We start from the raw sequence: 14,751 nt of genomic DNA on the forward strand, positions 1-14,751 counted from the left end.
AATTATGGATACATTGACTAAAATAGATATTATTACACGCCCATCTAAATACGATGACTTAAAAGAAGCTCTCAATGAAATTGGTATTACAGGTATGACCATTACTCATGTATTAGGTTGTGGCATGCAGAAAGGTATTAAAGAAACCTATAGAGGCATTCCTTTAGAGATTAATCTAATTCCAAAAATTAAATTCGAAATTGTAGTCTGTGAAGTTCCAGTTGAGAAAGTAGTTGAGACTGCTCGGAAAGTTCTTTATACCGGTGAAGTTGGTGATGGAAAAATATTTATCTATCCTGTACAGAATGTGATTAAAATACGTACAGGAGAAGAAGGTGTAAAGGCATTATGAGAGAAAAGAAGAGGAGTATACGATACTCAAGTACACTCCTCTCTTCATATTATTACCAACCTCTTTGATTATTTAAAAGATAAGTATACTTTCCCTATACTATGAAGTTAGAAATAGCATCAAGGATCACGATTTCATCGGATATCTGATAACCGTGTTCAACTTTATTTTTATGGACTTTTATATTACCTTTTCGATACTCTTTAGGTGTCATACCAACGTGCTTTTTAAATGTTCTATATAAAAGGGATTCGTTATTGAGACCACACTCATTAGCAATACGTAATATAGTAAAATCAGTGGTCTTTAGTAATTCCTTGGCCTGTTCAACACGTAATAACGTAATGTATCTTTTTAAAGATATACCTACTCGTTCCTTGAAGAGATGACTAAAACGTGAAGAACTCATATTGGCAAACTTAGCAACCTCATCTAAAGACAGATTACCTGTGGTATAGGTTTTATCAATATATTTAAGAATATTTTTTACCCAGTCTAAAGTTCGGTCATCAATATATTGTATGTTTTCACCATCTAAATTAAATTGACGAATAAGTATACCGATAATCTTAAAAAAATAGGATTGAAGATAAAATCCATATCCAGCACGTCTTAGGTGATATTCTCTACCCAAATTAGCCATGCATAATCGTAAATTAGCCATGGCTATCTTCTTATGGTCACTTACTTCCAGGGAATTACAATCAAAAGTATAAATATCGTCACTCTCTTCTCTACGGCATATAGAAGAATCAAACTGTAAGATCATCAAAAGGTTGTGTTGATTAAGATTACCAAAAGCATGTACTTTATAGCTGTTGATCAGGAATAAATCACCTTTTTCTAAGGTGCATTGCTTGTCCTCTAGAACCAATTCAATAGAACCATCTAAAACAAAAATAATCTCCACTTCTTTATGCCAATGGTAGCTGAAATCGTTGATACCGACAAAAAGAGTTTTCATTGGAATACCATCAAAATATTTAACTATTTCATAACTATGTCCAAAATCTTTCATAAAACCACCAACTCAATTCTATTTTTCATTTATAGGACAACCTCTTGCATGATTAAATCATCATTAGAAGAGCTATTACCAGTATATACACGTATACTCTTAACTGAGCTCTCTACGACAAATCCTTCCTGATCCACATCATAGTACGATAGAATCTCTTTAATAGGTATTTTAAAAGTTATTTCTTTGCTGTGTCCACTTCCTAGGGCTATCCTTCTAAAAGCCTTCAATGTCTTCTTGGCTCGATGTACTGTGCTTCCAAGGACACCTGTATATACTTGAACAACTTCTACGCCATCTATACCCCCTGTATTCGTTAAGCGCGTCCTAACTATAACGTCATCTTCTATAGGATCATGCCACACCTGACAATAATCAAACTTAAATGTAGTATAACTTAATCCAAATCCAAAAGGATAGGCTGCTTCCGTTTTCATTTTATCTATTAACATATATCCATGGTAATAATCATAGGCTACGTTTAAGTGCCTGTTATCAAAAATAGTCATTTGACCTTCATTTTCAGGTAAGGTAATGGGTAATTTACCTGATGGATTGATATTACCATAAAGAATGTCCGCTAAGGCATTACCACCTTCCATACCAGGATACCAAGCCATTACGATGGACTTAACTCGATCTTCTATTTCTTTAAATATGAAACCACTGCCATATACAACTAAGATAATATGATCATTCACTTCAGATAGCTCTTTTATAAGACTTTGATCTTTTTCGCTAAGACGAACACTTTCTCTATCACCACCTATAACATCGTAGAATTCACCTTCGTCTTTATAGGTATTTCCAACAGCGATGATAACCTTATGAGCTTTCATTGCTCGCTGCTTCATCATTTTTAGTGATTCATCTCTTTCACCAGTGGTAATACTACAACCTTTTGGTACTACCCGATTCATGAGACCTTCTTTGAGGGTAATAGCATAAGGTGGTCTTACATAACTACTTCCTCTATCTCCAAGATTGGCTACATCAACCAACTCTCCATATACAGCGATATTCTCTCTCTTTGTAATTGGAAGTACTTCATCCTCATTTTTAATAAGAACGATTCCCTTATCAGCTGCCTCCTTAGCCAAAGCTACATGCTCTAAAGAAACTAGACAATTCGTATCCATTTCTTCTTTACTATAAAAAGAGAGGGTCGTAACTAAAAGACGCTTAACTGCTTCATCAATAGATTCTTTTAAAACTAAACCTTCATTTATATCCGATTTCAAGCTGTTCTTATAGTACATCGCAACAGGCATTTCTAGATCCAAACCTGCATTAATAGCTTTAGCAGCATCATGAATGCCAAATATAAAATCTGACATTATAAAACCTTGGAATCCCCATTGATCTCTCAAAATATCTGTTAACAGTTCCTTGCTCTCACAACAGTACTTGCCATTAACCTTATTGTATGCTGCCATAACTGATACAGCACCAGCATCTACACAAGCTTTAAAGTGGGGTAAATAGATTTCATGTAACGTACGCTTATCGATTAATACATTTACATCTCTTCTCGTATTTTCGATATTATTACATGCAAAGTGTTTTACGCAAGCCATTACATTTTCACTCTGAATACCTTTAACTAAAGAACTCCCCATTTTGCTGAGAACATGCATGTCTTCACTATAACTTTCTTGAATCCTTCCACCTCTTAGGTGACGAATAATATTGATGCATACAGCAGCCAATAAGTTACCACCATAACTTTTTGCTTCTTTAGCCATAGCTACACCGATACGTCTTTCTAAATCAGGATCAAAACTTGCACCTCTTGCTAAAGTAACTGGAAAACAGGTGGAACTTCCACAGACCACCCCTCGTGGACCATCAACAAACTTAACAGGTATAAATGACTCTCCAGCTACCTCTCCCGAACAATAAGGCACAGCATTATAGAACGACATCTCATCACCTAACTCATATTCTTCCTTGAACTCAAGTGGTGTTAATTTACCACATAATATACGAATCTTTTCTTCAATATTTAAACGTGATAGTATACTGGAAGTATACTTTTCTATAATTTGATGAGAATTTTCCATACAATTACTCCCGTCTATTTAAGTCCATTAATCTTTATGATGATTATATCAAATGTTGAATTACCTATCAAAAGTTATGTCAGCATTATTGGATATTTAAAAATCTTTTTTGCTACAATCATAGCATTATTCTTGATAGTATATCTCTAAAAAACTGCTATTTTCAGTGTACAAAATAGCTTTTTGGATATGTTTGCGCATCAAATTCATTTACATATATAAAAAAGTGCCTCCTTTTCTTAATCTTAGGGACACTTTAGAATGACTCATTTTATTTTATTCAAGCATGATAAGTTACAGTGTTATCTCAGTTGTAAGAAGACTGGCTCCATCTGATGATCCACCTGCATAGAACTTGTACTTACCTTCTTCCAGCTTCCATGTTTTTGATTCTGTATGAAAATATTTTAATTCATCAATATGAACTACTACATCCACTACTTTAATTTCACCTGGTTGAAGAATAGTCTTCTCGAATCCTTTAAGAAGTTTCTTTTGACGCTGGATTTTAGAATCTACCATACCTACATATACCTGAACGACTTCAGCCCCTACTACATCACCTTTATTCGTTAATGTAACTTTAGCTGTTACTGTATCTTCACCTTTAACTAATTCAAACTTATTATATGCAAATGTTGTATAACTTAATCCATAACCAAATGGATAAGCAGGTTTATGACCATCTTTCTCAAGTTTGCTATAACCATGGTATAGATCATAAGTAATCTCAGCATCTGAATCACTGAAATATGGTAAGTGACTCTCGTCAGCAGGAATAGAAAATGGAAGTTTTCCACTAGGATTCACATCACCAAATAAGAGACGCGGTAAAGCATTTCCACCTTCCATACCTGAATACCAGCTGAACATAATGGCTGGCACTTCTTCATCCCATTCTTTTGTCATGATCATTGAACCACCAACTAAGGATACAACGGTATTCTTATTGATGTCTCCTATTTCTTTAATCAGTTGAATCTCCGCTGGCTTAAGAGATAGTGAACTTCTATCACCGCCTAAAGACTCACCTGTACCATCATCTGTATATGATTCCACTCCTTCTTCATCAGTGCCTTCTGGTGCATTGGCTTTTGCTTGTTCTTTCATTTGCATTAAGAAATCAAGTTTACCCATGTTGGCATAACCCATACCCATCAATTGACCAATATCTAAACCAGATAATTCTTCATCTGCTGGAATAACAGACTCCCCTTCATCAAGGCAGTCATTACCAGCAATAATGATGACAGCATCCACTTCTTTAGCTACCTCTTTAGCCGCTTCAAGTTCTGTTTCATCATAATGGATAATTTCAACATCTTCGTCAAAGTAGTATTGAAAACCTTCTAATTGCGTTACAGTGTTGGGTTGAATAATACGACTACTGCCCATATCACCTGTATTGGCTTTAGCAGCTAATTTACCTGCCAAAAGTACTTTCTTGACATCTTTACTAAATGGAAGAACATTGTTTTCGTTTTTGATTAATACCATTGATTTCTCTGCTACTTCACGAGCTAAGGCTTTATGCTCGTCACCTGCTACCATATCCATTGTGTATTCCATTTTTTCATCAGCTAATTGGAAGACTAAGCCTGTCTCAAGAACTCTAAGAGCTGAAGTATCGATAACCTCTTCAGGTACACGCCCATCTTCAACAGCTTTTAGTAGATTTTGCTGGTAATAGATCGGCATTGGCATCTCAACGTCCATACCTGCTTCTATGGCTTTCTTGGTATCACGAATGGCAAAGATAAAATCAGAACTTGTAAAACCTTCGAATCCCCATTGATCACGAAGAATATCTGTTAATAACTCAGGATTTTGTGATGCATACTCACCTCTGAATTTATTATATGATCCCATTAAAGAAGCGGCACCAGTATCTACAGATTTCTTAAAGTGAGGTAGATATACTTCATGTAATGTACGATCATCGCATTCTACGTCCACATAGAAGCGTGAGTTTTCAATTTGATTAACAGCATAATGCTTTAAACAAGCCATCACATTGTGATCTTGAACAGCCTCAGTAAGTGCTTTACCAAACTCACCAATATGGTATTGATCTTCTCCATAAGTCTCTTGAGCTCTTCCCCATGCAGGATGTCTAAGCAAATTAATACATACACCAGCGAAATAGTTAGCACCTTGTGCACGGCATTCTTTACCAATAGCATCACCAACTCGGCTTTCTAATTCTCTATCAAAACTTGCCCCACGAGCCATGGATACAGGAAAACATGTAGAATTCCCCATAACTACACCACGAGGTCCATCTGAGAAAGCAATTGGATTGATACCAAGACGTTCATTACCATTTGTCTCGATAGGTACAGGATTGTATCCATTATCATATTTCATTCTATTCTCAATAGTATCCCAGTTACCGTTAAGCAACCAAACTTTCTCTTGTAAAGACATTTTTGCTAATAAATCTTTTGCCTTTTCTTTAATTTGTTCATCTGTTAATGGACAATTCTTTTTGTTAAACATATATTGACCTCCAAAAATTAATATATGCCTATTGTACATGGCATGCAATCTTTCACATAACCCTTATAAAAGCTAGTATTTCTTCACTTTATTATCAATACTCTTAAGGAAGACATAGATTTTATTAGAGGAATATAACAATTTTATATTATTATGTAGATTTCGGTTATAATCACTTATAAAACTAGCTATACCTTCTATATGTCTACCAATTAATCCTATGAGAAAATGGTTTAACACTTACTTTTTACTTATAAAAATAAGAAATTATATATTTTAAAGCAAGTTTTTAAATAAATTATATCTTGATCTAAAAAAATACCACTTTCTTTGAATAATTCACATTAAAATTAGCAGAAAATTAGTCAAAACTTAGTTTGTAACGATAAGAAAAGATGTACAAAGAATGGTAGACTAATAGTAACAGGAGTACAAAAACTCTTAACTAAACATTTATTAATAGGAGGTTCCAAAAATGAGATACATATCTGATTGGGATAAAAGAAAAGCTAGACATACAGCATTTTGGCAGCAAGAAATTATTGATCGGCCAGTCGTTACATTTATGGCTCCAGCAGCCCATATCGATCCAAGAAATTTTGACTCATCTAAATTAGTACCACCTAAAAACGGTAATCCTGAAGATGTCATGAAGTTCTGGACTGATAGTGAATGGATTTTAAAAAGACATGAATATGAGTGGGAGAACCTTTCTTGGGTTGGCGATAAGATTCCTCAAATTTTCCTAAACCTAGGACCTAGTGGACATGCTGCATTCTTTAAAGGTGTAACTCATGGTTTTACAGACGATTCAATTTGGTTCCACGGCGAGTATCATGAAAACCCTGAAGTCATTTTTGATAAAGAAAGCTTTTGGTATAAAAAAACATTAGAAGCTGCTAAGTATTTAGTTGATGAAGCTAAAGGTGAGTTCTTTGTATCCATGCCAGACTGTGCTGGTAACTTAGATGCTCTTGGTTCTATCCAAGGTAGTGACCGTGTCATGATGGACATGTTCATGGGTGCAGACTATATTCATCCTGCTCTTGATAAAATCCAAAAAGGATGGGAAAGTATCTATAATGAAATGTATGATATCATCAAAGACAATAATCAAAGTGGTAGTGGTGTAGGTTGGATGCGCTCATGGGCACCAGGTAAAAATGGACAACTCCAAGTCGATATGTCTGTAATGTTCTCATCAGACATGTATGAAAAGTATGCCCTTCCTGAGTTGCATAAGCAATGTGAGTTCTTTGACAACCCAATTTACCATCTTGATGGTGTGGAGCAAATCCGTCACCTTGACCATATCTTATCTGTTGACAAGTTAAAAGCCATTCAATGGCAAAACGTAGCTGGTCAACCTTCTGTCATTAACTACATGGAAAGCCTTAAGAAGATTCAAACAGCCGGAAAGAGCTTATTACTCTTCTTAAATACACCAGAAGATATCGAACCGCTGATGGAGAATTTATCATCAAAAGGTCTTCATTTCTTTGTTCCTGTATACACTGGTGAAGAAGATTGTAAACGAATACTTAAGAGAATTGAAGAGTTAACACACGAATAGAATGAATTGATCAGGGGCATATCTCAGTTGAGATAGCCCTTGATTACTATTAAAATGTAATCTATAGTTCATGAAGAAGAATCACATAAATAGTAGCAAAATAATGCACTACCTTCCCTCTACTTTAAAAGGGAAGGCAGGGTAGAATTTAGGATACATTTTGTAGCTTTTTGCGTTGATTAAGTTCTTCAACGATTTCACTATAGGTCTTCGTATCCAGTTCATAGAAACGCATGATCAGCAGCATGGCAATGCTTAAGATTAATGGTACACCCATAATCAGAAGTTTGATTCCAAATAGAGCAAGTGGTGTTTGCGTTGCATTGGCTACATAGCCTGTCCAATCCATTACAAATCCTGGTAATAATCCCCCTAAAGCCATTCCTAGTTTAAAGAAAAATCCAGTTGCTGCATAAACCGCACCTTCAGCTCTAACACCTGTTTTCCATTCACCATACTCAATGGTATCAGGAACCAATCCCCAAATAAGACCAGCTAAAATACCTGCACCTATTGAACCTACTACAGTACCTATGAATATTACTGGAATATTATCACCAATCATAGAAAGAGGTCTTATAATATTGATCACTAATGCAATCATAAGTAACTTCTTCTTTTCAAATCTCTTAGCAAGCATAGGTACAAATGGAATAATGAGCATATTTAATATCATTCCTAATGCTGCATTTAGTCCAAAAAGATCATAGCGTTGTAAGTTATACTTGAAGTAAAGGGTTCCAACGGAACCAGCAATGGTCATGTTACCGAATAGAACAACAAATAATAAACAAATAATCAGTAAGGGTCGATTGGACTTAATCATTTGTGCCGTGGTTTTAATCGTTATTTTAGGTGCATTAGGATCTGTATTACTATAACGTTCTTTGGCCGAGAAGAAAGATACATATAATAAAATAATACCAAAGATTGATAGAATGATCATAGATAATTGATAACCAAGTGCTTCATTGCCATTACCTAAAGCAGCAATCATTTTAGGTAAACCAATCGCTATTATAGCACCTGCTGTAGTAGCAAAAAATGTCCGCATAGCAGCAATCGATGTACGTTCATTTGAATCTTGAGTCATTGAAGATGATAAAGCACCGAAAGGTACATTGACTACTGTGTAAATCATACCGAGACCAATATAGGTAACATAGGCATAAATAACTTTTCCAACCTCATTGAAATCTGGTGTTGTAAAGCAAAGCACTCCAATAATACCAAAAGGAATCGCTCCAAATAATAGATAGGGTCGAAATTTCCCCCAACGTGTATGAGTTTTATCAACTATCAATCCCATAATTGGATCATTTATTGCATCCCATATCCTTGCAACAACAAAAAGTATAGAAGTCTGAATAGGTGATAACCCATATACATCTACATAAAAAATAAGTAAAAACATACTTATTGCTTGATAAACTAAATTACATGCTAAATCCCCCGAAGCATATCCTAGTTTTTCTCTCATCTTTAGTTTAGCACTGCTACTATCCATAAGTAATACCTCCTCAAAATTGTTACTATAATCCTATCATTTCTAAGCTTAGGATACTTCTACTATACCGCTGTCTTCTATACAAAAAATTACTCAATATGACTTCACTTTTATAACCACTCAATAATTGAGTTAACAAAACTATATTTTTTGGTTACAAACATCTAATTTTTATATACTTTTTTCCTAGATACAGAGTTGAATAACAATAATTATATCATTTTAGTACATAATTATTGCCTTTTGTAAATTATTATCCTACACTGATCAACATTCAAAGATGCTGAAAGCCCTATATTAAAGCCATTTTCTTTAATTTCATCTTGTACCTAACCACTCCATCTAGTAACTTCATCTTCTCTTTTGTACTATAGTATCCACACACAAAACATTAAGAGTCATTAGACGTTCGATACTTTTCTATACCGGGTAAATTTTTCTGATACATGTATTTGGTGATTTTTTTAGATTGTTCATAGTTTGCTGGTTTTATATAAGGTTCTTGATTATACCAGAGGCGAGCTTTTATTGGGTTCGTCTTTTCCTATTTCGGACATAAAAAAGGGGCATCTCGCCCTAGATGATTAATCATCTATTATGAGACATCCCCTCTTAGTCATACGTAACTATTAAATAGAGATCGCATTCCCGTTTTATAGTGGATAAATTACACGATATTGAGCGAGCTCAAAATTACTTTAAATTAGTACTTTATAAAATCTAATCTTTCAACTAATCTTTTTATTATTACAGCACTCTCCGAACGTGTAGTTTGAGATTTTGGCTCAAAGGTATTATTTGTTCTTCCTTCTACTATACCTATTTCGACTGACTTTGCAGCATAGTCCTTAGCCCAATCACCAATTTTACCTTTATCTTCATACTTTGATAGTACTAATGTATTTGCTTCTTTTTCTCCTTCAATAATCTCTAATGCTCTCATAGTTGTAACAATTATTTCTTCTCTACTTATTTCTTTCATAGGTTTAAAGGTATCATCTTCATATCCCGTAACTAAACCCATAATAATAGCTGTGTTTATTGCATCTGCATACCAATCATCTCTTTTTACATCTTTAAAAACTTGCTTATCAGCCTTTTCAATATTTAATCCTAACCCTCTAATTAGTAGTGTTGCAAATTCTGCTCTTGTAATATTTTTGTCAGGATTAAAATTACCATTATATCCTAATAATAAAAGCTTGTTTGATAATAACTCAATATCTCTTTTAGCCCAATGATCACTTATATCAGAGAATTCATTATTTGTTTGTACTACTGCAAATGTTCCTGTTCCGTTACCCTTTATTATAGCCCAATGCTTTCCATTTTCATCTTCTATAAATGTTGTTGGCATAAATGTAAATCCACCTGATTGTTTATCTATTTTGATTCCAGTTATATTATCATAACTACTAATCTTATTAACTGGTATCCAATGCTCCACAAAAGAATGATCAAATCTATATAGCTCTACTATTTTATTATTATTTATAGCGCTAACATTAAAATCAACTACATTCGATAATAATTTATGATTATTCTTTTTTAATAACTCTTCGAAGTTACTGTCATTCACTACATCTATGGTAAATTTTAACTTCCCATTAGCTAACATGTAGATTTTATCGCCAATATTATGCTCACTAAAACTACCTACAGAATAAGCCATCGATGCATTTTCGGTTTTTAAATGAATTTTTCTTGATGACAGTTCAGAGTTTCCTCTATCTAAAATGTCAATTAAATGATTACTTTCCATAGTTATATTTGTTACTTTCGTATTATTTGTGATAGGTATATACATTCTGTCTTCTGTCTCTCTAGAAAATTCCATATAAAACATAGATGGATCTATTTTTACTTTGGTTGTTTCTTCATCTAACATCATCTCTTTTACCAACTTATCCTGTGGTTTTAGATGGTCAGAGCTAACATACATTTTTTTTGATTCCTTACCACCTTTTATACTTGTAACCCCATAATAATATCCTACATATCCATATATATTTGAAGTTTCAATAATAAAACTAGTATCCATTATTGGTTCTCTATTTAATTTTGTATATGACTTAGAGTTTTCACCAGTTGCTTGATATACATTATATCCTTCCGCTTCACTGACCCCATCCCACGTCACTTCAATGTCATCTAATGCATTTAATTTAATTTCTATATTACTAACCTGTGGTATTTCCTCTTCATCTATTAAATAATAATTCACAATATCTTTTAATTCTTTATATTTTCTGAGGTATTGGTCATTTAGAGAATACACATAGTAATTTCCTATACTATCTACTATAATATATTCTACACCTTCAAATATACCTATTTTATCCCCTGTAGTTTTCTCATATACAGCATTGTTAGAAAATACATATTTCTCATCAACATGTATAATATTATCGCCTAAAGCACCATATGCACCTAATCTTTCTTCGTCTCTAACGTATATATTATGCTCTACTGATAAATCATTTTTATCAATCCTATATCCCCCAAAATATAAATCATCACCTTGGATAACGATACCATATATTCCATTTCCATGTATATCCTGTGCATCAACAAACTGTTTTGTATCTAAATCAAACTTAAATAATTCCCCTCGATATGCGTCTTCAATATATAAGTAATTATCCTCTAATAGTATTTTATGATCAATATCTGATTTATAAGACCATTGCTTCCATTGCTCTGTTAAGATTAAAGTAAGCTCATTTCTAGACAAATCATACTCATATATTCCTCCATCAGCTACTATAAATATACTTTTTTCATTCGCTTCTATACTTCTTGGTGATATATCTAAATTTATTGTTTGCCTTAACTCACCTGTTTTAGAATCATAGACTTGAATCTGCTTCTTACTTATATCTGAAACAAATAGTTTGTCTTCATATAAATCCATATCAACAAATGTTTTTGAAATATTATAGTCTTCATTTACCACTTTTTTTATACTAAAATCATCCAGCTCTATAAAGTATATTGTATTCCAGTCTAGCACAAACATGTTAGTGTTCATATCGTCAATAATCCATTCTTCTACAGTATAAGAATACCGCATATCGATATCCCCCATTGCCTGGGCACTTACTCTATCCATCTTTAATGGACTTATAATAGTTATTGATAATACAATCGCAACTATAAAAGAAATAGTTCTTTTTAATTTTTTCACACTTTCCCCTCCTAATACATTTTTGCAACAATAGCTATTTTATCAAAATTCGACTGATTTCGCTAAATATTATTTTGGTATTTTGTCCATTTTTTTCAAGATAATGTTTTGGATTATATTTTTAAAACACTAAAGTAGCTGCTGACACATTTTTTTGATAAACTCTCCTTGTTTGGGTTTACTTCGGTAACTCGGTTTTTCTTTATTTGCAACAAAAAAAGGGCGTCTCACCCTAGATGGAAATCATCTAAGGTGAGACAGCCCCTTAATAATTTATTCTTTATAATGTGAGTTCGACGGTTAAAAGACTAGCTTCATCGGATGACCCACCTGCATAGAAGATGTAGTTACCTTCTTCAAGTTTCCAAGACATATCTTCTGTATCAAAGTACTTAAGCTCTTCTATATTGACTTTTACAATTACTTCTTTTGTTTCACCAGCTTTAATCATGATTTTGTCAAACCCTTTAAGCAGCTTCTTCTGTCTTTCAATCTTTGAGTCTACCATTCCAACGTAAACTTGAACGACCTCTTCACCATCGACTTTTCCAGCATTAGTCACTGCTACCTTCACATCTACAACATCTTCACCTTTTAATACATCTATTTTATTATACTTAAATGTCGTATAGCTTAAGCCAAAACCAAAAGGATAGCATGCATTATTACCGTCTTTATCAAGCTTGCTGTAACCATGGTATAAATCATAAGTGATTTCATTATCTTCACTACTGAAGTATGGTAAGTGGCTGATATCTTCAGGAATTGTAAATGGTAGTTTACCACTAGGATTAACATCACCAAATAGTACTCTTGGTAAAGCATTACCACCTTCCATACCTGAATACCAACCGTATAGTATTGAAGGTACAATATGATCCCACTCATGTGTTATAATCATTGAGCCACCGATCAAGGTTACAACTGTATTAGGATTAATAGCGCCAATCTCTTGAATTAATTCTATTTCTGGATCTTTTAAGGATAAATTAGGGCGATCCCCACCTATTGCTCCTGTATAGGATCGTTGTTTTTCTTCCTCATTAGAACCTTCTGGTGGTGTAAGTTTAGCAAATTCATCTAGCCTACCCATGTTAGCATAACCTTTAGCTACTAAGTTCGGCATATTCATGCCACCCTCTTCATCAGGCACGACAAATTCGCCTTCGTCCTGTGCATCGTTACCTACAATAATGATCACACAGTCAGCTTCCTTCGCTTGAACTTTTGCTTCTGCAACCTTTTCTTCATCAAGGTGAATAATCTCTACCCCATCTCCAAAATAATTCTTAAATCCTTCTAATTGAGTGACAACATACGGTGCATAGATATTACTACTTCCATGGTCGCCAGTATTGGCTTTAGCAGCTAATTTTCCTACCACTAGAACTTTATAAACCTCTTTACTTAGAGGTAATACATTATTATTATTCTTTATTAACACCATTGACTTCTCAGCTGCTTCTCTCGCAAGCTCTGTATGTTCTCTAGAAGCAACCATATCCATAGTATATTCTTCTAGTTTTTCTGGGCTGTTTTCAAATACTAATAGAGTTTTAATAACACGACTAACAGCAGTGTCGATGGTTTCTATGCTCACCTCACCATCCTGCACAGCCTTTAATAACTTATTATGATACTCAATTGGTAAAGGCATTTCAACGTCCATTCCTGCTTCGATAGCTTTCTTTGTATTACGTATACCAAAGATAAAGTCAGAGCTTGTAAATCCTTCAAATCCCCATTCATCTCTAAGAATCTCTGTTTGTAATTTCTTGCTTTCACAAGCATGATCACCGTCAAATTTATTATATGCCCCCATTAAAGAAGCTGCACCAGCATCAACTGATTTCTTGAAATGAGGTAAATAAACCTCTCGAAGTGCACGATCATCCACCTGAACATCAACTCTAAAACGAGAGTTTTCAATTTGATTCAAGGCATAATGCTTTAAACATGCCATGACATTGTGTTCTTGAACAGACTCTGTTAAAGCCTTCCCCAGTTCTCCAACATGGTATGGATCTTCTCCATATGTCTCTTGAGCTCTCCCCCATGCTGGATGTCTTAATAAATTGATACAAACACCTGCAAAATAGTTAGCATCCTGAGCACGACATTCCTTACCGATAACATCACCTATACGGCTTTCTAACTCTCTATCAAAGCTGGCACCACGAGCCATAGATACGGGGAAGCATGTTGAGTGCCCCATAACAACACCACGTGGCCCATCGGAGAATTTAATTGGCGTAATACCTAGTCTTTCGTTACCTAATGTACATATTGGTACAGGGTTATATGCATTGCCATGATTAAGAATATTACCTATCATATCCCATTCACCATGAAGCATCATTACTTTTTCTTCTAGAGATAATTGAGCTAATAGTTCTTCTGCTCTATCTTTGATCTGTTGATCTGTCATACTGCAATTAACTTTATTAAACATCTTCATTCCTCCCAGATTACATTATTCTTAATACCTTTATTATTACTGAAAGTGATTGTTACTTAACTCGTTTTTATATTACAATAGACCCGTCAAGCAT

Annotated in this window: 8 protein-coding genes; 2 read left to right on the forward strand and 6 right to left on the reverse strand. The window is 34.1% G+C overall.

Annotated features, from left to right (window positions below; genetic code table 11):
* Positions 1-4: 4 nt before the first annotated feature.
* The gene (locus C1Y58_RS02665) at positions 5-352 is read left to right on the forward strand and encodes a P-II family nitrogen regulator (protein WP_330404361.1); all 348 of its coding nucleotides are present in this window, start codon (positions 5-7) and stop codon (positions 350-352) included.
* 94 nt (positions 353-446) lie between these two features.
* Here C1Y58_RS02665 and C1Y58_RS02670 read toward each other — a convergent pair whose 3' ends face one another.
* The 3 genes from C1Y58_RS02670 to C1Y58_RS02680 form a co-directional block, all read right to left on the reverse strand.
* Positions 447-1,370 carry an AraC family transcriptional regulator gene (locus C1Y58_RS02670; protein ID WP_105614440.1) on the reverse strand — a complete coding sequence of 308 codons (924 nt, stop codon included), beginning with the start codon at positions 1,368-1,370 and terminating at the stop codon, positions 447-449.
* A gap of 29 nt (positions 1,371-1,399) precedes the next feature.
* Positions 1,400-3,433: a beta-glucosidase family protein gene (locus C1Y58_RS02675; RefSeq protein WP_105614441.1), complete on the reverse strand. Its 2,034-nt coding sequence runs from the start codon at positions 3,431-3,433 to the stop codon at positions 1,400-1,402.
* A gap of 294 nt (positions 3,434-3,727) precedes the next feature.
* The gene (locus C1Y58_RS02680) at positions 3,728-5,932 is read right to left on the reverse strand and encodes a beta-glucosidase (protein ID WP_170311492.1); all 2,205 of its coding nucleotides are present in this window, start codon (positions 5,930-5,932) and stop codon (positions 3,728-3,730) included.
* Positions 5,933-6,407: 475 nt separating this feature from the next.
* On the opposite strand from C1Y58_RS02680, the gene C1Y58_RS02685 reads away from it, so the two are divergent.
* A complete protein-coding gene (locus C1Y58_RS02685) occupies positions 6,408-7,505 on the forward strand; it encodes a uroporphyrinogen decarboxylase/cobalamine-independent methonine synthase family protein (RefSeq protein ID WP_105614443.1) in 1,098 nt (365 codons plus the stop codon).
* 148 nt (positions 7,506-7,653) lie between these two features.
* Here C1Y58_RS02685 and C1Y58_RS02690 read toward each other — a convergent pair whose 3' ends face one another.
* From C1Y58_RS02690 to C1Y58_RS02700, 3 genes are all read right to left on the reverse strand, one after another.
* Complete coding sequence (locus C1Y58_RS02690; RefSeq protein ID WP_105614444.1) at positions 7,654-9,012, reverse strand: glycoside-pentoside-hexuronide (GPH):cation symporter; 1,359 nt, start codon at positions 9,010-9,012, stop codon at positions 7,654-7,656.
* A 703-nt stretch (positions 9,013-9,715) separates the two neighbouring features.
* Positions 9,716-12,199 (reverse strand): S-layer homology domain-containing protein, encoded by a 2,484-nt coding sequence (locus C1Y58_RS02695; protein ID WP_105614445.1) that lies wholly within the window; start codon positions 12,197-12,199, stop codon positions 9,716-9,718.
* A gap of 280 nt (positions 12,200-12,479) precedes the next feature.
* A complete protein-coding gene (locus tag C1Y58_RS02700; RefSeq protein WP_170311493.1) occupies positions 12,480-14,651 on the reverse strand; it encodes a beta-glucosidase family protein in 2,172 nt (723 codons plus the stop codon).
* Positions 14,652-14,751: the final 100 nt, after the last annotated feature.

It is taken from the genome of Vallitalea okinawensis, from assembly GCF_002964605.1.
GTDB classification, from domain to species: domain Bacteria; phylum Bacillota; class Clostridia; order Lachnospirales; family PQDH01; genus Vallitalea_A; species Vallitalea_A okinawensis.

Excerpts from the sequence above, each read along its gene's own strand:
- C1Y58_RS02665 (WP_330404361.1), top strand. The coding sequence starts at position 5 with ATGGATACATTGACTAAAATAGATATTATTACACGCCCATCTAAATAC.
- C1Y58_RS02690 (WP_105614444.1), bottom strand. The coding sequence starts at position 9,012 with ATGGATAGTAGCAGTGCTAAACTAAAGATGAGAGAAAAACTAGGATAT.
- C1Y58_RS02670 (WP_105614440.1), bottom strand. The coding sequence starts at position 1,370 with ATGAAAGATTTTGGACATAGTTATGAAATAGTTAAATATTTTGATGGT.
- C1Y58_RS02700 (WP_170311493.1), bottom strand. The coding sequence starts at position 14,651 with ATGTTTAATAAAGTTAATTGCAGTATGACAGATCAACAGATCAAAGAT.
- C1Y58_RS02685 (WP_105614443.1), top strand. The coding sequence starts at position 6,408 with ATGAGATACATATCTGATTGGGATAAAAGAAAAGCTAGACATACAGCA.
- C1Y58_RS02675 (WP_105614441.1), bottom strand. The coding sequence starts at position 3,433 with ATGGAAAATTCTCATCAAATTATAGAAAAGTATACTTCCAGTATACTA.
- C1Y58_RS02680 (WP_170311492.1), bottom strand. The coding sequence starts at position 5,932 with ATGTTTAACAAAAAGAATTGTCCATTAACAGATGAACAAATTAAAGAA.